This is a genomic window from Streptomyces sp. NPDC001549 (assembly GCF_042894025.1).
GTDB lineage: Bacteria > Actinomycetota > Actinomycetes > Streptomycetales > Streptomycetaceae > Streptomyces > Streptomyces kutzneri.
Genome location: NZ_JBIAVJ010000001.1, coordinates 552,171 through 570,131 on the forward strand (window position 1 = coordinate 552,171; position 17,961 = coordinate 570,131).

Sequence of the window (17,961 nt, forward strand, 5' to 3'; positions counted from 1 at the left end):
CAGACAATCGCACCACGCCTTCGGATGGCCTACGGTCCGGACGGGCGCCCGGAGCCGGGTCTAGCATCGCGGCGTGCGCAACGACAACAGCCCCCCGCCCCCCGAGTCCGGCTCCTCCATCGACCCGGACCGGTCCTGGTTCACCCGACGCTCCACGCTCGTCGTCGGGGTTGCCGCGCTCGCCCCGGCCGCTCTGGCGGGCTGGGTCCTGACCCAGGCGTTCGCCGGGCCGGGGTCCGGCGGTCAGGCCCCCTCGGCGCCGCTGTCCGCCTCGCACTCGGCCCTGACGCCGGGCCAGCGGGACGCGAAGCCGGGCTCCGACCCCAGCGAGGGCGCGAGCGCGAGTACGAGCCCCAGCGCCAGTCAGAGCACCACCGCGGCCGCACCCGCGCCCGCACCCGCGCCCGCCAAGGGCCCGCTCACCGGCCGGACCGTGGTCGTCGACCCCGGCCACAACGCCGGAAACTTCGAGCACACCGACGAGATCGACCAGCAGGTCGACATCGGCACGGGCCGCAAGGAGTGCGACACCACCGGCACCACCACCAACGCCGGGTACAAGGAGGCGGACTTCACCCTCGACGTCTCCCGGCGCCTGCGGACCGCCCTGGAGGCCCAGGGGGCCAAGGTCGTCCTCACCCACCAGGCCGACCGCCCCTGGGGGCCCTGCATCACCGAGCGCGCCCGCATCGGCAACGAGGCGAAGGCCGACGCCGTCGTGTCCGTCCACGCCGACGGGGTCTCGTCGGGCAACCGCGGCTTCCACATCATCCTCCCGGCCAAGGTCAAGGGCGGCGCCGCGGACACCGCGAAGATCGTCGGGCCGTCCCGGGAGCTGGGTGAGCGGATCGCCGGGAACTTCGCCCGCACCACCGGCTCCGCCCCCGCCAACTACCTGGGCAGCGGCACCGGGTTGGTCGTCCGCGACGACCTCGGCGGACTGAACCTGTCAACCCAGCCCAAGGTGTTCATCGAATGCGGCAACATGCGTGACGCCAAGGACGCGGCGCAGCTGACGAGTCCGGAGTGGCGGCAGAAGGCGGCTCAGGGCATCGCGGACGGCATCGTCGGCTTCCTGGGCGGGTAGTCCCCCTCGGGAGTCCGGCGGGACCACCCGCCGACCCGATCATCTCGGCCGTCGGAAACCTCCGTACCATGGTGCAGCCCGCCCTGCTGCAGACACGTTCTGCGACCGTGGCACCACGAGACGACGACCGAGACCGAGAAGGACACCTAAGACGTGAACATCCGCTCCCTCACTCGAGGCGACGGCGTGGTGATCGGAGCAGCGGCGCTGCTGTTCATCGCCTCGTTCCTCGATTTCTACTCCGCGACCGGTATCGACCGGCCGAGCGTGTGGGACCTTGACTCCAACCACCTGACGCTCCCCAGCATCTTCCTGCTCGCCTTCATCGCCGCCGGCCTGCTGATCGCGTCCCGCTTCCAGCCGGAACGCAAGCTGGCCGGCCTGCCGCTGACGGCGTGGGGCACCGTGCTCGCCGTCTCCGCCGCCTGGTCGTCGCTGTGGGCGCTCATCGCCTGCCCGGACGTGCTCGACCTGGGCGCGGGCTCCATCCTCGCCCTCCTGGCCACGCTGGCCCTGGCCGGTGTGGCCATCGCCGGTGCGAAGATCCCGGCGCTCGCCGGCCAGCTCGTCCCGGAACCGCGCCCCGCCGCCGTCCCGCCGTACGCGGGCCAGCCGGGCCAGCCCCAGCCGGGTGCCGGGTACGGCTACCCGGGCGCGCAGCAGACGCCGTACGGTGCCACGCCGCAGCCGGTCCCGCCGTACGGCGGCACGCCGAACCCGGCCCCGACCCCGGGTCCCGGTCCGCAGGACTCACAGCACACCCCGGCCCCGGCCCCGGCCCCGGCGGCGGACTTCACGCCGTTCTGGTTCGCGGTGCCGGTGGCCCGTCCCCTCTACGGGGAGGACGGCTCCCCGACCCCGATCGCCGAACTCGCCCCGGGCACCTGGTACCTGGCCGTCGAGCAGCGTGGCGCGGCCACTCTGATCGCCCAGACCCAGGACGGCCGCCGCGGCGTGCTGAACGACACCTCGGGCATCCAGCGCGGCTGACCGCCACCCGGACCGACCGAGGCCGACGGCCCCCCGCCCTTCCGGGCGGGGGGCCGTTGCCCTACAGTCACCTGACGCCTCGTCAGATTCTGAAGGGACCGCAGATGCGCCTCGGACTCGCACTCGGCTACTGGGGCCGCGGCCCCGCCCCCGCGCACCTCGACCTCGCCACCGAGGCGGAGAACCTCGGCTACCACTCGGTGTGGACCGCCGAAGCCTGGGGCTCGGACGCCTTCACCCCGCTGACCTGGATCGCCGCGCACACCTCGCGGATCCGCCTCGGCACGGCCATCGCGCAGATGGCCGCCCGCACCCCGACCGCCACGGCCATGCACGCCCTGACCCTGGACCACCTCTCCGGCGGCCGGATGATGCTCGGCCTCGGCCTGTCCGGGCCGCGGGTCGTCGAGGGCTGGTACGGGCGCCCCTTCCCCTCCTCACCGCTCACCGCCACCCGCGAGTACGTGGACGTCGTCCGGCAGGTGCTGCGCCGCGAGGGCCCGGTCGCACTGGACGGCCGCTTCCACAGCCACCCGTACCGCGGCGAGGACGGCACCGGCATCGGCAAGCCGCTGAAGCCCATCACCCACCCGCTGCGGGCCGACCTGCCGGTCCTCCTCGGCGCGGAGGGCCCGAAGAACATCGCCCAGACCACCCGGATCGCGGACGGCTGGCTCCCCCTGTACTGGCCCCCGACCCGCACCGACGTCTACCAGGCCTCCCTCGCCGACCTCCCCGAGGGCTTCATGATCGCGCCGATGGCCCGCGCCAAGGTCTGCGACGACGTCACGGAGGGACTGCTCCCGGTCAAGGCGATGCTCGGCTTCTACATCGGCGGCATGGGCCACGCGGCCCGCAACTTCCACGCCGACCTGATGGCCCGCATGGGCTACGCGGAGGAGGCCCGCCGCATCCAGGAGCTGTTCCTCGCGGGCCGCAAGGAGGAGGCGGTCCTGGCCGTACCGGACGAGTTCGCCGACGAGATCTCGCTCATCGGCCCCCGGGAACGGATCGCCGAACGCCTGGACCTCTGGCGCAAGGGCCCGGTGACCGACCTCCTCCTGACGGCCCCGGACCCCCACACCCTGCGCGTCCTGGCGGATCTCAACAGCTGAGGCCGTTGCGTCGGCCCCTTTGCAGGACGCCATCGTCGGGACGACCTGGGGCGCCATCCGCCTCGTGGCGACGGCCGCCGCCCTCGGCCTCGTGTACGTCGCGGTGGCCGACCGGCGACGCCGCCGGAAGACTGCTCAGCAGGTCCTGTCCTGAAGAGTCGTCAGGACTCGGCCTGCGGTACGACGTCAAGCAACTCCCGCACGTCCAGCGGCATGACGGCGATCTCGATGCTCCCACCGCCGTCATAGGCACAAGTGACGATCCGCGAGCCGGGGTTGATGGAGATCCCTTCCTTCACGGAGGGCACCCGGATCCCTGTGGCCCGCCCGCCGGGCAGCGCCACCGGCTCCCCCCGCTGCGGAACCCACCGGGCCACGCCTTCCTCGGCGTACACCCGCCCGGCCCGCCACCGGCCCTCCCCGGCCGGAATCCGCACCATGCAGGGAATCCCGGGCACGGGCCCGGCGGCCGTCCGCGCACGATGCTTGCGCCGCAGCAGCCACCCGGCCCCCACGGCGCCGAGGACAGCCACCACGATCTCGATCACCCACCCATTGTCCCCTGCCCTGGCCGGGCGGTGCGCTTCCGGGTCCGGGTGTGGCCACCGGGCCGCAGGACAGCTATTCAGGTGACTTCTCGACGGGCGCGGGCTATGCGCTTGTCACCCCATTTCAACTATGCGGTGATTTATCCAGAATCTCACTCGGCACTGGGAGCAGCGCATGCCGCGAAGAATGACGGCACTATGGGTCGTCGCCGGACTGATCGCCGCAGCGTTGGGCTTGGCGGCCCCGGCTCAGGCCGAAACAGGGCGTCGACAACTCGACGTAGCCACGTACAACATCTATCAAGGCGCCGACCTCACGCCCCTCTTTACGGCACCCAACCTGCCGGAACTCGTCAGGCGAGCAGGAATCGCCTACGGCCAGGTGGTCGCCACCGACTTCCCGCTTCGCGCCCGCGCCATCTCCCGCCTGATCAAGAAGGACCGGCCCGAGGTCATCGGTCTGCAGGAGGTCGCCCTGTGGAAGACCGGCCCGCAGGGCGGCGACCTCACCACCACGTACGACTTCCTGGACATCCTGCTTCGCACACTGCGTAAGGCGGGTCTGGACTACCGGGCGGTCGCGGTCAACACCACGTTCAGCGGCGCTCTGCCGATCAGCGCCACCGAGCAGGCGAGCTTCACGGACCGGGACGTGATCCTCGTACGCCACGGAGTCCGGGTGACGAACACCCAATCGCACATCTACACCGCAAAGCTCGTCGTCCCTACACCGTTCGGTATCACCTTCACCATTCCGCGCGGCTGGTCCACGGTGGACGTGAAACTCGCGGGCAAGCCAGTACGGGTGGCGAACACACACCTGGAGCCTGTGGCGCCGCCTGTCCGGAACGCCCAGGGCCAGGAACTGCACAACGCGCTGGCACAGTCGCCGTACCCGGTCACCGCGGTCGGTGACTTCAACTCCCCGCCTGCGGACGTGACCGGTCCGTACGGCACGTTCACCACCGGCGGCTATGAAGAGGCGTGGCGCAACGTCCACGGCACGGGACGCGGTTTCACCGCAGTTCAGGACCCCGATCTCACCAACGTGCCGTCCAAGCTGGACCGCCGCATCGATTACGTCTTCTACCAGCCTGGCCGGCTGTCGGCGGTCTCCGCCGACGTGATCGGGGACAAGCTGCGGGACCGCACCCCGACCGGACTGTGGCCGTCCGATCATGCCGGCCTGGTGGCACGGCTGCGCCTCTCGTCGAGATAGCGTCCCTGCGGGCCGAGTACACGTCATGGCCGACGGGCCCCTTGACCACCGAGGGGCCCGTTTCGTCATTGTGGGCGAAGTGCGGGAGGAACCAGGTCCGCGCGGCGCCCTGGGGCCTGTCCGGCGGATCTTGTGTCCGTCGTGACTTCGGGTCGTTGGCATGGGCGTGGCTCCGCCCATGATCCGCCGGCCAGAGCCTGGCGGTGAGGCGCTCGAAAACCAGTGGAGCAGCGCCGCTGTGCGCCATTACCGTGCTGCCGAGCCAAGTCGTCTAGGCAAGGACGTGCCGTTGTACACCCTGTGAGACCTCCCGAGTGCTGATCTGTCGCGCGTCGCGCCTGTGCGCCGCGCTGCTTTTTGCTGCGGACTTCTCACTGAAACCGGTGTACTTCTGTGCTCAATGACTGGGTGGTCATGCCCACCTGCCTGCCAACCGTTCTCCGCCGTTGCCCCGCGTGCGCGTCCGACCGCTTCCGGGCGAACGGCAAATTCCGCGTCAACGCACACCACAAGCTCCTTGACGCCTGGCTCCTCGTGCTCTGTACCGCTTGCGGGGACACGGCAAAGCTCACGGTCCTGGAGCGGATAAACGTGCGCTCCGTACGGCCTGAGCTGCTGGACCGGATGCATGACAACGACCTTGGCCTGGCAGCTGAGTTGCTCCAGGATCCGGTCGTGCGGCGCCGTAATCGCATCGCCCTCGACTGGGACAACGCCTGGCGCCTCGACACCGGCGGATCGGATCACCTGGACCACGAGGTGATCGACGTCTCGGTCCGCTTCGCGGCCCGGATCCCTGTCCGGCCGGTGCGGCTGATCGCTGAAGGGTGCGGTCTTTCGCGGGCCGAGGTCGAGAGACTGATCACGGAGGGCAAACTCGTTTCGGCGGTCCGGCTGAGCGGCAAGCTCTCCGGCGACTTCACCTTCACGCTCAAGCGCTGAGCCCTCCTCGGCGCCAGGGGCCTGTCCGGCAAGATCCGCCGGACAGGCCCTAGCCGCCCAGCTGGGACACGCTCGGGACCTTGTCCGTCACCGTGGCACCCGCGCTCTGGCCCGCTTCCTTCACGCTGTTGATGACACTGTCGAAGGCATCGATGTCGCCGTCACCCGCCTGCCCCTTGCGCAGCTTGCTGCCGAGGCCCTTGAGGGACTCGATGCCCGCCGTGAGCGGGGCCACCGCCTTCGCCAGCAGCGGGTCGCCCTTGGCGTTCTCGGCCGCCGCCTTGAGCCGGTTGTACGCGAACGCGCCCGCGAGGCCCGCCTTGATCAGCGCGAAGGTACGGCCCTTGGCGCCCTTCTTGAACTTGCCCGCGCGGTACGGCTTGACGATCCACTGGTACGTCGCACCGGCCGCGAGCCCCGCGTTGGCCACGAAGCGCGTCTTGGCGAACTTCTGCTTCTCCGCGGACGTGCTGGGCGACGGCGTCACGGCGGCCAGTTCGTCGGCCTCGGCGGCGACCGGCTCCGCCGCCGCGAGGGCGGCCAGCTCCCCCATCGACGCGGCGGAGAGCTCCTCGCGCGGGCCGTTTCCGCCACTGCCGCACGCGGTGGCGCCGACCATCAGCGCGGTGGACAGGACCACCGCCGTGAGGGCGCGGCGGAATCGGACGGTCGTGGGTACGGGCAGGGGCACGGGCACGGGCACGGTTTCCTCCGGGAATGAGGCGTCTCCCGCAGCCTCACCCCGGTCCCCCGCCTCCACCACCCGGGGGACCCGTTCGGGTTTACGACACGTCAGGGCGGCAACACGCGCCGCATGAGCACTCACACACGAGTACGCACCCGGGGAAGCAGTCAGGCAGGCCGCGCCGTCGCACTGGTGGCGGACGTGCTCGCCTTCGTCATCGGACTCTGGATCCTGCTCTACCTGCTGGAGGCCAACCAGGGCAACGCCCTGGTCGACCTCGTCCACGACGTCGCGTCCTGGCTCGCGGCCTGGTCCTACGACCTGTTCACCTTCAGCCGCGAATGGGTCCAGGTCGTCATCGGCTACGGCATCGCCGCCGTGGCCTACCTGCTCGTCGGCCACGCCATAGCCGGCTGGCTCTACCGCCGCTGAGCCGGCCGCCCCATCGGCCTCACCCGCAGCAGTCGGGCTCCAGCCCGGCCGGGAGCGAGGTCCCGCCGAACACCTCGGTGGTGGCCTCGTCCCCGCCGAGCGCCGCGACGGCGAGCAGCAGGGACCCGGCCGTCCAGGTGGTCTGCTCCACCGGCCAGACGGCCTCGTCCTGGAACACGTACCCCGTCCAGTACATGCCGTTGTCCGCGCGCAGGTGGGTGATCGACCGCAGGATCTCCAGCGCCCGGTCCGACTCCCCCGTCGCCCACAGCGCGAGCGCCAGCTCGCAGGACTCCCCGCCCGTCACCCACGGGTTGGGCAGCACGCAGCGCACGCCCAGGTCCGGGACCACGAACTCGTCCCAGCGCTCCTCGATGCGCGCCTTGGCCTCCGAACCGGTCAGGGCCCCGCCGAGGACCGGGTAGTACCAGTCCATCGAGTAGTGGTCCTTGTCGAGGAACCGCTCCGGGTGACGCCGGATGGCGTGCCGCAGCGCGCCCGCCGCGAGCTCCCAGTCGGGCTGCGGCTCCTCGCGGTGCTCGGCGATGGCCAGCGCGCAGCGCAGCGCCTGGTGGATGGAGGAGGAGCCGGTGAGGAGGGCGTCGGTGACGGCCGTGCCGTCCGCCTCCCGCTTCCAGCCGATCTCGCCGCCCGGCTGCTGGAGCGAGAGGACGCACTCCACGGCCGCGTACACGGCCGGCCACATGCGGTCGAGGAAGCCGTCGTCGCCGGTGGAGAGGTAGTGGTGCCACACGCCGACGGCTATGTACGCGGTGAAGTTGCTCTCGCGGCTCGCGTCCTGCGGCTCCGCGGTGTCCACACCGTCGGGCCGGTCGGCGTAGGCCGCGTACCAGGAACCGTCCTGGTTCTGGTGCCGGGCCAGCCACGCGTACGCCCGCTCCGCGGCCTCGTGCTCACCGGCCGCGTCCAGCGCCATCGCGGCCTCGGTGTGGTCCCACGGGTCGAGGTGGTGCCCGCGGAACCACGGTATGGCCCCGTCGGCGCGCTGCGCGGCGAGGATCCCCGCCACCGTCAGGGCGGCCTCCTCGGCCGTCAGTACGCCGTCCAGGACCAGGTGTTCGGTGCGCCCCGGCGTGCTCACTGGGCCGCGCTGACGGGGAGGTGGGGCTTGGTCGCGTACGCCACGAAGCTCTTGCCGATGAGCGGGTTCAGGGCCTGCTCCGCGAGCCGCGTGGCCAGCGGCTTCTTCATGATGTCCCAGACCAGGAGCTTGTGGTACGCCTTGACGGGCAGCGCCTTGTCGTTGTCGACGCCGAAGGCGCACTTGAGCCACCAGTACGGGGAGTGCAGCCCGTGCGCGTGGTGCGTGCCGTACGGCTTGAGGCCCGCGGCCTTCATCTTGCCGAGCAGCTCGTCCGCCTTGTAGATGCGGATGTGGCCGCCCTCGACCTCGTGGTAGGCGTCGGAGAGCGCCCAGCAGATCTTCTCGGGGCCGTAGCGCGGCACGGTGATGGCGATGCGCCCGCCGGGCTTGAGCACGCGGACCATCTCGGCGAGCACGCCCTTGTCGTCGTGGATGTGCTCCATCACCTCGGAGATGATGACGACGTCGAAGGAGTCGTCGGGGAAGGGCAGCGCGAGCGCGTCGCCCTCCATGGCGGTGGCGGTGGCCCCGGCGGGGGCCTCACCGGCCTCCTTCATCGCTGCGAACCACTTGGCGACCTCGCGGATCTCCTCGCCGTTGCGGTCGACGGCGACCACCTGGGCGCCTCTCCGGTAGCACTCGAAGGCGTGCCGGCCTGCGCCGCAGCCCAGGTCGAGTACGCGGTCGCCTGCGGCGAGCGGGAACCGGGAGAAATCGACGGTCAGCACGGGGTCCTGCCTTCGCGGTCGCGGGGGTGTTCGGGGATGGTGAGGAAGCGGAGGAAGCAGAAGAAGCAGAAGGTCAGCGCGCCCGACGGGTCCGGCCGGCGGCGGCCTGCTCGATGGCGGCGCGGTAGTGCGCGGCGGTGCCCTTGGCAGCCGCGGCCCAGGTGAACCGGGTCAGGACCCGTTCGCGCCCGGCGGCGCCGAGGCGGGCCCGCAGCTGCGGATCGCCCAGCATCCGGCCCAGCGCGGCGGCCAGCGCGCCCGCGTCGCCCGGGGGCACCGCGAGGCAGGTCTCGCCGTCGGGTCCGGCGACCTCGGGGATCGCGCCGCCGGTGGTGGCGACGAGCGGCGTGCCGGTGGCCATGGCTTCGGCCGCCGGGAGCGAGAAGCCTTCGTAGAGGGAGGGCACGCAGGCGATCTGGGCGCTGCGGACGAGGTCGACGAGCTCGGCGTCGGTGATGCCCTTGACGAAGCGGACCGCGTCCTGGAGGCCGTACGTCTCGATGGCGCGGGCGACCGGCCCCTGCTCGGCGCGCTTGCCGACGACGACGAGGTGCGCGTCGGGCTGCTCGGTACGCAGCTTCGCGAGCGCCTCGACGAGGTACACGAGCCCCTTGAGCGGCACATCGGCGCTGGAGGTGGTGACGATGCGGCCCGGCACCTCGGCCACGGACGGGTCCGGCGACCAGAGGTCGGTGTCGGCGCCGATGTGCACGACGTGGATGCGCTCGTCCCGGACGCCTAGGTGCTGGGCGATCTCCTGCTTGGAGGACCCGGAGACGGTGAGCACGGACGGCAGCCGGCGGGCCACGCGGCCCTGCATGCGGGTGAAGGCGTACCAGCGGCGCACGGAGGCCCGCTTCAGCCGGCCCTGCGCGGCGTCGAGGTCGAGCTTGCGGTCGACGGTGATGGGGTGGTGGATCGTCGTGACCAGCGGGGCGCCGAGGTCGGCGAGGAGGCCGTACCCGAGCGTCTGGTTGTCGTGGATGACGTCGAAGTCACCGGCGCGCGCGGCCAGATGGCGGCGGGCGCGCAGCGAGAAGGTCAGGGGCTCGGGGAAGCCGCCGGTCCACATGGTGGCGACCTCGACGGCGTCGATCCAGTCGCGGTACTCGTCGCGCTTCGGCGTGCGGAAGGGGTCCGGGCTGCGGTACAGGTCCAGGCTCGGGAGCTCGGTGAGCGAGGCGCCCGTGTCGAGCACCGGGTAGGGCTGCGCGCCGATGACTTCGACGGAGTGACCCAGTTGTACGAGTTCGCGCGAGAGGTGGCGGACGTAGACGCCCTGGCCGCCGCAGAACGGGTTCCCCTTATAGGTGAGGAGCGCGATACGCAGCGGGCGGTCGCCGTCGGCGGCGGAACCCGCGAAAGGGCTCGTCACCATGGCCTCAGCGGTCACTCTCGGCCCCCTTCTCACTGCAACTTTCGCCGGAGCGTAACCGCTCGGATAATGTAGAACAAGTTTCAGACTTGATCCGTTGAAGACCATTGAATCTACCGGCCGGAAACCACACCGTAAGAGGCGGAGCAGGTGATTCGCGCCACGGCTCCGGCGCCTGCGATGCTGGCCGCCGACCAGCCCGGATTCAGCCCGCGCAACGACACGGAACGGGACACATGACAGTGGAAGTGAAGGCCGTCACCACACCGGCGTCGCCTCCCCTGACGGAACGCCAGGAGGCACGCCGCCGCCGGATCCTGCACGCCAGCGCCCAGTTGGCCAGCCGGGGCGGATTCGACGCCGTGCAGATGCGCGAGGTCGCGGAGGCGGCGGGCGTGGCCCTCGGCACGCTCTACCGCTACTTCCCCTCCAAGGTGCACCTGCTGGTCGCCACCATGCAGGACCAGCTCCAGCACATGCACACCACGCTGCGCAAACGCCCGCCGGCCGGGGACGACCCGGCGGCCCGGGTCGCGGAGACCCTGATGCGGGCCTTCCGCGCCCTCCAGCGGGAGCCGCAGCTGGCCGACGCGATGGTGCGGGCACTGACGTTCGCGGACCGCAGCGTGAGCCCCGAGGTGGACACGGTGTCCCGGCTGACCACGGCGATCATCCTGGACGCGATGGGCCTGGAGCGACCGCCGACGGCGGAGCAGCTCTCGGCGGTCCGGGTCATCGAGCACACCTGGCACTCGGCGCTGATCACGTGGCTTTCCGGCCGCGCCTCGATCGCCCAGGTCAAGATCGACATCGAAACGGTGTGCCGCCTGATCGACCTGACGTCCCCGGAAAAGGCCTGAAGCCGCCGCTGGAGGGCGGGGCCGGGGGCTGACCGGGCCAGATGGGGCGGGGTCGGATGATGCCGGGGTGGCTTCGACGGACGGGAGCCGCCCGGCCGGCTCCCGCCCACCGGAGCCGCCCAAGCCCCCGCCCCCCAGGACTCCTCACCGGCGCGTGAGCAGCGCTCCCCACACGGCCCGCGAACGGTGCGACCGGTAGGAGATCTTTCCCCAGGTGCGGTACCTCCACGGGATGGCGTCCACGTAGCCGTCGACCTGACGGAACTGCTCCAGGGCCGCGCGGTAGCGGCGCTGCCGGACGAGGAAATAGGCGAGCAGGTGCCGCGCCTGAGGCAGGTTCGGGTGGCCCTCGGCCGCGGCGACGTCCTCCAGCGCCGCGTCCACGAGCGCGACGACGTGCGGCGTACCGAACAAGCCCGTGGCGTCGCCCTTCAGGTCCACTTCCTCGTACCAGGCGAGCAGGGGCAGGAGCGCCAGCAGGCTTCCACGCGGTGCCTGCCGGGCCGCCCGCGCCGCGAACTCCTCGACCTCGGCCCGGGAACCGCACCACTTGCTGCTGAAGTACTGCAGCGCGGCACTGTGGGCGCCGAAGTGGTGCGGCGACCTCGCCTCGACCTCGGTCCACAACACACCCATGTCGTCCTTGGGGAAGCCCAGCCCGAGCGCGACCGAGACCATCTCGGCCAGCGGCGTCGGATCCTCCGGGCACAGACGCGCGGCGTGCGCCAGCTCCTCGCGGGCCGTGGCAAGCTCCTGGTGGAAGTCGGCGAACTGCTGCTGGGACGTCCCGCTCGCCGCGCGTCCCCCGCGCAGCCGCCACGCCCGCCTCACGCGCGCACACGCGGCGACCAGGACCGCATCGGGGTTGTCCGGACCGGCCGCCTGCCACGCGCTCAGCCAGCCGTCACCGTCATATGCGGCCGAGTACGCCAGGTGCCTGGCGTAGTGCGTACGGCGCTCCCAGTCGGTTCCGGCCGCCTCCATGAGGTCGGCCGCGGGCTGCCACGCTCCGGTGCGCACGGTTTTGAGCGCGAGCTGAAGTTGCGGATCGGGCCCGGCCAGACGCCCGTTCAGGGGCCGTGGAGGTATGAGGCCGGCCAGGAGAAAGCACAGCGCCACAGCCGCAGCCGAGGTGTAGAGGATGGGGATGGACACGGATGAATCGACGATATGAGGTAGGGCCACAAGGTTCCTGTCATTGAACTCGCCCGCTCGCCAGTTCGAAACGCGAGCGCAGCGGAGTATGCAACATCAACGACGGAACGAACAGCGGCCGGGCGGGCGGCGCGTATCCGACCGCCCCGCCCCCAACAGCCCCTACTCCCCTGCTCCTTCACTCCTCTACTCCCCTGCTCCCCTGCTCCCCTACTCCTCCGGCGGGAAGACCGGTTCCCCCGTCGCCGCCAGGGTGATCAGGATGGCCTCCACCGGGCAGCCCTCCGCCGCCGTGAGGGTCGGTTCGTTCGCGTCCGACTGGGGTGTGCGCGGGTGGGACTGGCGTGCCGAGTCCAGGACGAAGCCGTCCGGGGCGTGGTTCACGCACATGCCCGAGCCGATGCAGACCCCCCGGTCCACCTCGACCTGCCAGCGGTCACCCATCAGGCACTCGCCTCGTGGCCGGCCGGGAGGTGGATCATCTTGTGCTCCAGGTACTCGCTCAGGCCCTCCGGGCCGAACTCCCGCCCCAGGCCGCTGTTCTTGTAGCCGCCGAACGGCCCCAGCATGTCCAGGCTGAAGGTGTTCACGTTGAAGGTGCCGGTGCGGATCCGGCGGGCGAAGTCGATGCCGCGCTCGACGTCGGCGGTCCAGACGCTGCCGCTGAGGCCGAAGTCCGAGTCGTTGGCCACCCGTACCGCCTCGGCCTCGTCCCCGTAGGGGATCAGGCAGACGACCGGGCCGAAGATCTCCTCGCGCGCGATCCGCATGGAGTTGTCGACGTCACCGAAGAGGGTGGGCTCCACGTACCAGCCCTGCTCCAGGCCCGCCGGGCGGCCGCCGCCCGCCAGGACCTTCGCGCCCTCCTCCTGCCCGATCCGGATGTAGTCGAGCGAGCGCTGCTGCTGCCGTTTGGCGACCAGCGGGCCGAGCTGGGTCGCCGGGTCGAGCGGGTCGCCGACGACCAGCGCGCCGGCCGCCGCCGCGAGGGCCTCGGCCACCTCCTCGTACCGGCTGCGGGGAGCGAGGATGCGGGTCTGGGCGACGCACGCCTGGCCGTTGTTCATCCAGGCCGCGGGCACGATCCCGGCGACCGCGGTCGCCACGTCGGCGTCCGGGAGGACCACGGCGGCGGACTTGCCGCCGAGTTCGAGGGTGACGCGGGTGAGGTTGCGCGCGGCGACCTCCATCACGCGCTTGCCGGCCGCGACCGAGCCGGTGAAGGCGACCTTGTCGATGCCGGGGTGCCCGACGAGGTACTCGCTGACCTCGCGGTCGGCGGGCAGGATCGACAGCACGCCCTCGGGGAGCCCGGCCTCGCGTGCGATGTCGGCGAGGATGTAGGAGTCGAGCGGTGCCTCGGGCGACGGCTTGAGGATCACCGTCGAGCCGCTCAGGAGGGCCGGCGCCAGCTTGGCCGCCGCCACGAACTGCGGGACGTTCCACGGGATGACGGCGGCGACCACGCCGACCGGCTCCCGGCGCACCAGGATGGGCCCGAGCACGCCCTGCCGGTATTCCTCGTACGGGTAGGCGCGGGCGACCGTGATCGCGGCGTCGTAGACCATCATCGGGCCGAGCGCCTGGGCGAGGACGCTCCAGGAGTACGGGGACCCGTTCTGGGAGCTGATGGAACGGGCGATCTCCTCGTGCCGGACGGCTATGGCGTCCTTGATCCGGGAGACGACGGCGATCCGCTCGTCCAGGGCCATCCGCGGCCAGGGCCCCTCGTCGAACGCCTTGCGCGCGACGGCGACGGCGCGGTCGACATCCGCCTTCGAGGCGTGCGGGACGGATCCGATGACCTGCTCGGTGTGGGGGGAGACGACCCGGATCGTGTCGGTGCCCAGCGGATCCGTCCACTCCCCGCCGATGAACAGCTTTCCGTGTTCCACGAGCTCGGTCATGGCTGAGGCCTCCTGCGGCTTGGCGTTGCAGAACTGATACCAGTTCTAGTTAGAGGAGTCCACGGCCAGGACGGAACCTCCGCTGCCGCAGCGGAGAAGATCGAACGACTAGTCAGAGAGCCCGGAAAGTGGTCGACTTGGGCTACTACTGGAACACGTTCTCGTCCGAGGGTGAGAACAGGGGAGGGCGGGCGCATGACGGAGGACACGCCACAGGTCACCGAGGACACGCCACAGGTCGCGGAGGACACATCGCCGGTCAAGGAGGACACATCGCCGGTTACCGGCGACACACCGCACGTCACCGATCACGGCGGCGGCGTGTGGGGCATCAAGGTCCCCATCCCCGACAACCCCCTCGGACACACCCTCGTCCACGTCCTCGACACCGACCGCGGCCCGGTCCTCGTCGACACCGGCTGGGACGACCCCGCCTCCTGGGACACCCTCGTCGCCGGCCTCGCCGCACTCGGCACCGCCATCGCCGACATCCACGGCGTGGTCATCACCCACCACCACCCCGACCACCACGGCCTCTCCGGCCAGGTCCGCGAGGCCTCCGGCGCCTGGATCGCCATGCACGCCGCCGACACCGAGGTCGTCGTACGGACCCGCACCTCCGAACCCGGCGTCTGGTTCGACTACATGAGCACCAAACTCGCCGCCGCCGGAGCCCCCGAGGAGCACATCGCCCCGCTGCGCGCCGCCCGCGCGAGCGGCCGCATGCGGACCCTGCCCGGCCTGCGCGCCGCCGTCCCCGACCGGGAGATCGTCCCCGCCGAGCTGCTCCCCCTCGCCGGGCGCCGATTGCGCGCGATCTGGACCCCAGGCCACACCCCCGGCCACGTCTGCCTGCACCTGGAGGAAGCGCACCCGGCGAACCTCGCCGGCAACGGCCGCCTCTTCTCCGGGGACCACCTGCTGCCCGGGATCTCCCCCCACATCGGCCTGTACGAGGCCCCGGAGGACACCCGCGTCACCGACCCCCTCGGCGACTACCTCGACTCCCTCGAACGCATCGGCCGCCTCGGACCCGCCGAGGTGCTCCCGGCCCATCAGCACGCCTTCACCGACGCACCCGCCCGCGTACGGGAGCTCCTCGACCACCACGAGGAACGCCTCGCCGGCCTCTGGACGCTGCTGGCCCAGCCACTGACCCCGTGGGGCCTGGCCGAGCGGATGGAGTGGAACCGGCCCTGGGAGCAGATCCCGTACGGCTCGCGCAACATCGCCGTCTCCGAAGCGGAAGCCCACGTGCGGCGGCTGGTGAAGCAGGGCCGCGCCGAGGCGGTACCGGGCACGGACCCGGTCGCGTACCGGGCCCTGTAAGGGGCGCCCGGCCCCTGCGCCCCAGAGCCCGCTGGTTACGGGCCGGTAGAGTGAACCTGTCGTCCACACCTCTGTACGGGGGGAAGCCGGTGCAATTCCGGCGCTGACCCGCAACCGTGACCCACACCCGGCACCGCCCGGGCGGGGAGCCGGAATGCCCCGTACCGGAGGTGCGCGGCTCGTGTCGCCGGAGCCCCGGCGGCCGGCACCGTCGAGGTAAACGGAGCCGGAGCCCGGTGCCTGTGCGTGCCTGCTGCCGGTTCCCCCGTACGAGAGGCACCACCCCCCTTATGAACGTCCGTCGCAGCGCAGCCGCGCTCGCCGCCTCCGCCGTGCTCTGCGTGGGCGCCGCCCCCGCAGCCCTCGCCGACACCGCGCCGCCCGCCTCCCCCTCCGCGCCCCCGGTCATCCCCTCCGGTCTGTACGGCAAGAGCGACCCCACGTACGACGGCGTGTGGCGGCAGTCCTTCGCGCTGCTCGCCCAGCACACGGTCGGTGTCGAGCCCGCCCGCGGGGCCGTGATCTGGCTGCTCGGCCAGCAGTGCGACAACGGCGGCTTCGCCTCCTTCCGCCCGAACGCCGCCGTGGCGTGCGACGCGAACACGACGTACGACACGAACGCCACCGCGGCGGCCGTGCAGGCGCTGAAGGCGCTCGGCGGCCAGGACGCGGCCGTCAAGACGGGCGTGGACTGGCTGAAGTCCGTCCAGAACGAGGACGGCGGCTGGAGCTACGTGCCCGGGCCCAGCTCCCCCAGCGACGCGAACTCCACCGCCGTGGTGATCAGCGCCCTGTCCGTGGCGGGCGAGAAGCCGGCCGAGGTCAGGTCGAAGGCGGGCAAGTCGGCCTACGAGGGCCTGCTCCCCTTCCAGCTGGGCTGCACCGCCGAGCCGGCCGCCGACCGGGGCGCCTTCGCGTACCAGCCGGCCGACGGCAAGCTCGTCGCCAACGCCGACGCGACGGCCGCCGCCGCCCTGGCCGGCCTCGGCAAGGGCGCGGCCGTCGTCCCGTCCGCCGAGAACACCCCCGCGGCCCCGCTGGCCTGCCCGGCCGCCAACGCCGCCGACCCGGTGGCCGCCGCCCAGGGCGCGGCCGGCTACCTGGCCGAGGCCCTCAAGAAGGACGGCCACCTCACGGCCGTCACCCCGGGCGCGGACCAGCCCACCCCCGACACCGGCAACACCGTCGACGCGGTACTGGCCCTGGCCGCCGCCGGGCACAAGGAGTCGGCGGCGGGTGCCCTGAAGTGGCTGGAGACCAACTCCGCCGAGTGGGCGAAGGGCAGCCCGGCCGCCCTGGGCGCCCTCGTCCTCGCCACGCACGCGACCGGCACCGACCCGAAGTCCTTCGGCGGCACCGACCTCGTCGCCGCGCTGAACGCGACCGGTCCGGCCCCGCAGGGCGCGGACACCGAAGCGACCAAGGTGGACGGCGAGAAGGAGAAGCCCTCCGGCGGCCAGAACGTCTGGTGGATCGTCGGTTCGTGCGCCGCGGCCGGTATCGGCATCGGCATCCTGCTGAGCGGCCGCCGGAAGAAGAACCACTCCTGATGCGCCGCCGCCTGCCCGCCGTGGCCCTCGCTCTCGGGATCACCCTGGCCCTGCTGGCCGCCACCCCGGCGCTGGCGGCCGGCTACCGCTACTGGTCGTTCTGGGACGGCTCGGCGGGCGGCCGGTGGTCCTACGCCACCCAGGGCCCCTCGATGGCCCGCCCCGCGGACGGCGCCGTCCAGGGCTTCCGCTTCTCGGTGAGCAAGGACGCGGCGGCACAGGCGGCCCCGCCGCGCGCGGCGGCCGACTTCGAGACCGTCTGCGGGGCGACCGCCCCGACGGAGGGCAGCAAGCGGGTGGCACTCGTCATCGACTTCGGCGTCCCGGAGGACGCCCCGACGGGTGACACCCCGCCCGATGCCGCCCCGCGCACGGCCTGCGCGCAGGTGGCCCCCGAGGCCACGACGGCCGAGGCGCTGGCCTCGGTCGCCAAGCCGCTGCGCTACAACAGCGCGGCGCTGCTGTGTGCGATCTCCGGCTACCCGAAGCAGGGCTGCGGCGACCAGGTCGCGGACAGCGCGGCCGGCACCCCGGCCCCGTCGGACCCGTCGGCCCCGTCGGACCCGGCGCAGTCCGCCGCTCCGGGTTCCGGCGGGGGCCCGTCCGCGGGCCTGCTCGCGGGCATCGCGGCGGTGGCCGCCCTGGCCGCGGCCGGCGTCTGGCAGTCCCGCCGCCGCACCCGATGACCGGCCCCGGCGCAGCGGCACACCCCGGCAACGACGCCGAGCCGACCACCACGGACACCGGCGCACCCCGGACCGCGCCCGCCACCGGCACCGGCACCGGCACCGGCACCGGCAATGAGGGCACGCCAACCACCCGGGCGACCCGCACCACAGGCACCGGTACCTGCCGGGCCGCGTCCCTCACCGCCGACGGCAAGCCGGCCGCCGGGGCGACCCGCACTACGGCCACGGGCACCGGTACCCGCCGG

19 protein-coding genes and 1 riboswitch are annotated in these 17,961 nt (G+C 72.1%); of the genes, 11 read left to right on the top strand and 8 right to left on the bottom strand.

The annotated features are described in order from the left end of the window. Positions 1-73: 73 nt before the first annotated feature. From ACFY04_RS02605 to ACFY04_RS02620, 4 genes are all read left to right on the top strand, one after another. Positions 74-1,087, top strand: coding sequence for an N-acetylmuramoyl-L-alanine amidase (locus ACFY04_RS02605; protein WP_389113851.1), 1,014 nt, complete (start codon positions 74-76; stop codon positions 1,085-1,087). 153 nt (positions 1,088-1,240) lie between these two features. Further along, positions 1,241-2,077, top strand: coding sequence for a hypothetical protein (locus ACFY04_RS02610; protein ID WP_389113852.1), 837 nt, complete (start codon positions 1,241-1,243; stop codon positions 2,075-2,077). A 104-nt stretch (positions 2,078-2,181) separates the two neighbouring features. Further along, positions 2,182-3,192: an LLM class F420-dependent oxidoreductase gene (locus ACFY04_RS02615; protein ID WP_389113853.1), complete on the top strand. Its 1,011-nt coding sequence runs from the start codon at positions 2,182-2,184 to the stop codon at positions 3,190-3,192. 19 nt (positions 3,193-3,211) lie between these two features. Continuing rightward, complete coding sequence (locus tag ACFY04_RS02620; protein WP_389113854.1) at positions 3,212-3,346, top strand: hypothetical protein; 135 nt, start codon at positions 3,212-3,214, stop codon at positions 3,344-3,346. Positions 3,347-3,353: 7 nt separating this feature from the next. Here ACFY04_RS02620 and ACFY04_RS02625 read toward each other — a convergent pair whose 3' ends face one another. After that, a complete protein-coding gene (locus ACFY04_RS02625) occupies positions 3,354-3,740 on the bottom strand; it encodes a hypothetical protein (protein ID WP_389113855.1) in 387 nt (128 codons plus the stop codon). Between the two features lie 175 nt (positions 3,741-3,915). Here ACFY04_RS02625 and ACFY04_RS02630 point away from each other — a divergent pair, with 175 nt between their 5' ends. Continuing rightward, positions 3,916-4,959: an endonuclease/exonuclease/phosphatase family protein gene (locus tag ACFY04_RS02630; protein WP_389113856.1), complete on the top strand. Its 1,044-nt coding sequence runs from the start codon at positions 3,916-3,918 to the stop codon at positions 4,957-4,959. Positions 4,960-5,352: 393 nt separating this feature from the next. Beyond that, positions 5,353-5,901 (top strand): DUF1062 domain-containing protein, encoded by a 549-nt coding sequence (locus ACFY04_RS02635; protein ID WP_389113857.1) that lies wholly within the window; start codon positions 5,353-5,355, stop codon positions 5,899-5,901. A 49-nt stretch (positions 5,902-5,950) separates the two neighbouring features. Here the strand turns inward: ACFY04_RS02635 and ACFY04_RS02640 are convergent, their stop codons facing one another. Continuing rightward, positions 5,951-6,520 carry a hypothetical protein gene (locus tag ACFY04_RS02640; RefSeq protein WP_389113918.1) on the bottom strand — a complete coding sequence of 190 codons (570 nt, stop codon included), beginning with the start codon at positions 6,518-6,520 and terminating at the stop codon, positions 5,951-5,953. A gap of 195 nt (positions 6,521-6,715) precedes the next feature. Here ACFY04_RS02640 and ACFY04_RS02645 point away from each other — a divergent pair, with 195 nt between their 5' ends. Further along, positions 6,716-7,018, top strand: a complete 303-nt coding sequence (locus tag ACFY04_RS02645) for a hypothetical protein (RefSeq protein ID WP_301371482.1) — start codon at positions 6,716-6,718, stop codon at positions 7,016-7,018. 19 nt (positions 7,019-7,037) lie between these two features. On the opposite strand, the gene ACFY04_RS02650 is transcribed toward ACFY04_RS02645, so the two are convergent. The 3 genes from ACFY04_RS02650 to ACFY04_RS02660 form a co-directional block, all read right to left on the bottom strand. Then, the gene (locus ACFY04_RS02650) at positions 7,038-8,120 is read right to left on the bottom strand and encodes a prenyltransferase (protein ID WP_389113858.1); all 1,083 of its coding nucleotides are present in this window, start codon (positions 8,118-8,120) and stop codon (positions 7,038-7,040) included. Further along, positions 8,117-8,851, bottom strand: a complete 735-nt coding sequence (locus ACFY04_RS02655) for a class I SAM-dependent methyltransferase (RefSeq protein ID WP_030012203.1) — start codon at positions 8,849-8,851, stop codon at positions 8,117-8,119. Before ACFY04_RS02655 ends, ACFY04_RS02650 begins: the two co-directional genes overlap by 4 nt. A gap of 73 nt (positions 8,852-8,924) precedes the next feature. After that, entirely contained in the window at positions 8,925-10,244 is a 1,320-nt protein-coding gene (locus ACFY04_RS02660; RefSeq protein ID WP_389113859.1) for a glycosyltransferase family 4 protein, read from the bottom strand. Positions 10,245-10,462: 218 nt separating this feature from the next. On the opposite strand from ACFY04_RS02660, the gene ACFY04_RS02665 reads away from it, so the two are divergent. Next, positions 10,463-11,086: a TetR family transcriptional regulator gene (locus tag ACFY04_RS02665; protein ID WP_382550994.1), complete on the top strand. Its 624-nt coding sequence runs from the start codon at positions 10,463-10,465 to the stop codon at positions 11,084-11,086. Positions 11,087-11,230: 144 nt separating this feature from the next. On the opposite strand, the gene ACFY04_RS02670 is transcribed toward ACFY04_RS02665, so the two are convergent. The 3 genes from ACFY04_RS02670 to ACFY04_RS02680 all read right to left on the bottom strand — a co-directional run bounded on the left by ACFY04_RS02670 (position 11,231) and on the right by ACFY04_RS02680 (position 14,148). Then, a complete protein-coding gene (locus ACFY04_RS02670; protein ID WP_389113860.1) occupies positions 11,231-12,241 on the bottom strand; it encodes a hypothetical protein in 1,011 nt (336 codons plus the stop codon). Positions 12,242-12,451: 210 nt separating this feature from the next. Next, on the bottom strand, positions 12,452-12,685 hold the full coding sequence (locus ACFY04_RS02675) for a ferredoxin (protein ID WP_266391064.1): 234 nt from the start codon (positions 12,683-12,685) through the stop codon (positions 12,452-12,454). Next, on the bottom strand, positions 12,685-14,148 hold the full coding sequence (locus ACFY04_RS02680; protein WP_389113861.1) for an aldehyde dehydrogenase: 1,464 nt from the start codon (positions 14,146-14,148) through the stop codon (positions 12,685-12,687). Before ACFY04_RS02680 ends, ACFY04_RS02675 begins: the two co-directional genes overlap by 1 nt. A gap of 195 nt (positions 14,149-14,343) precedes the next feature. Between ACFY04_RS02680 and ACFY04_RS02685 the strand changes: the two genes are divergently transcribed. The 3 genes from ACFY04_RS02685 to ACFY04_RS02695 all read left to right on the top strand — a co-directional run bounded on the left by ACFY04_RS02685 (position 14,344) and on the right by ACFY04_RS02695 (position 17,713). Then, on the top strand, positions 14,344-15,477 hold the full coding sequence (locus ACFY04_RS02685) for an MBL fold metallo-hydrolase (protein WP_389113862.1): 1,134 nt from the start codon (positions 14,344-14,346) through the stop codon (positions 15,475-15,477). A 79-nt stretch (positions 15,478-15,556) separates the two neighbouring features. Further along, a riboswitch (cobalamin riboswitch) is annotated at positions 15,557-15,637 on the top strand. A gap of 130 nt (positions 15,638-15,767) precedes the next feature. After that, positions 15,768-17,027 carry a prenyltransferase/squalene oxidase repeat-containing protein gene (locus tag ACFY04_RS02690; protein WP_389113863.1) on the top strand — a complete coding sequence of 420 codons (1,260 nt, stop codon included), beginning with the start codon at positions 15,768-15,770 and terminating at the stop codon, positions 17,025-17,027. Then, on the top strand, positions 17,027-17,713 hold the full coding sequence (locus ACFY04_RS02695) for an SCO2322 family protein (RefSeq protein ID WP_389113864.1): 687 nt from the start codon (positions 17,027-17,029) through the stop codon (positions 17,711-17,713). The genes ACFY04_RS02690 and ACFY04_RS02695 overlap by 1 nt, the downstream gene beginning before the upstream one ends. Positions 17,714-17,961: the final 248 nt, after the last annotated feature.

Excerpts from the sequence above, each read along its gene's own strand:
- ACFY04_RS02665 (WP_382550994.1), top strand. The coding sequence starts at position 10,463 with ATGACAGTGGAAGTGAAGGCCGTCACCACACCGGCGTCGCCTCCCCTG.
- ACFY04_RS02680 (WP_389113861.1), bottom strand. The coding sequence starts at position 14,148 with ATGACCGAGCTCGTGGAACACGGAAAGCTGTTCATCGGCGGGGAGTGG.
- ACFY04_RS02685 (WP_389113862.1), top strand. The coding sequence starts at position 14,344 with ATGACGGAGGACACGCCACAGGTCACCGAGGACACGCCACAGGTCGCG.
- ACFY04_RS02640 (WP_389113918.1), bottom strand. The coding sequence starts at position 6,520 with ATGGTCGGCGCCACCGCGTGCGGCAGTGGCGGAAACGGCCCGCGCGAG.
- ACFY04_RS02675 (WP_266391064.1), bottom strand. The coding sequence starts at position 12,685 with ATGGGTGACCGCTGGCAGGTCGAGGTGGACCGGGGGGTCTGCATCGGC.
- ACFY04_RS02630 (WP_389113856.1), top strand. The coding sequence starts at position 3,916 with ATGCCGCGAAGAATGACGGCACTATGGGTCGTCGCCGGACTGATCGCC.
- ACFY04_RS02615 (WP_389113853.1), top strand. The coding sequence starts at position 2,182 with ATGCGCCTCGGACTCGCACTCGGCTACTGGGGCCGCGGCCCCGCCCCC.
- ACFY04_RS02645 (WP_301371482.1), top strand. The coding sequence starts at position 6,716 with ATGAGCACTCACACACGAGTACGCACCCGGGGAAGCAGTCAGGCAGGC.
- ACFY04_RS02695 (WP_389113864.1), top strand. The coding sequence starts at position 17,027 with ATGCGCCGCCGCCTGCCCGCCGTGGCCCTCGCTCTCGGGATCACCCTG.
- ACFY04_RS02690 (WP_389113863.1), top strand. The coding sequence starts at position 15,768 with ATGAACGTCCGTCGCAGCGCAGCCGCGCTCGCCGCCTCCGCCGTGCTC.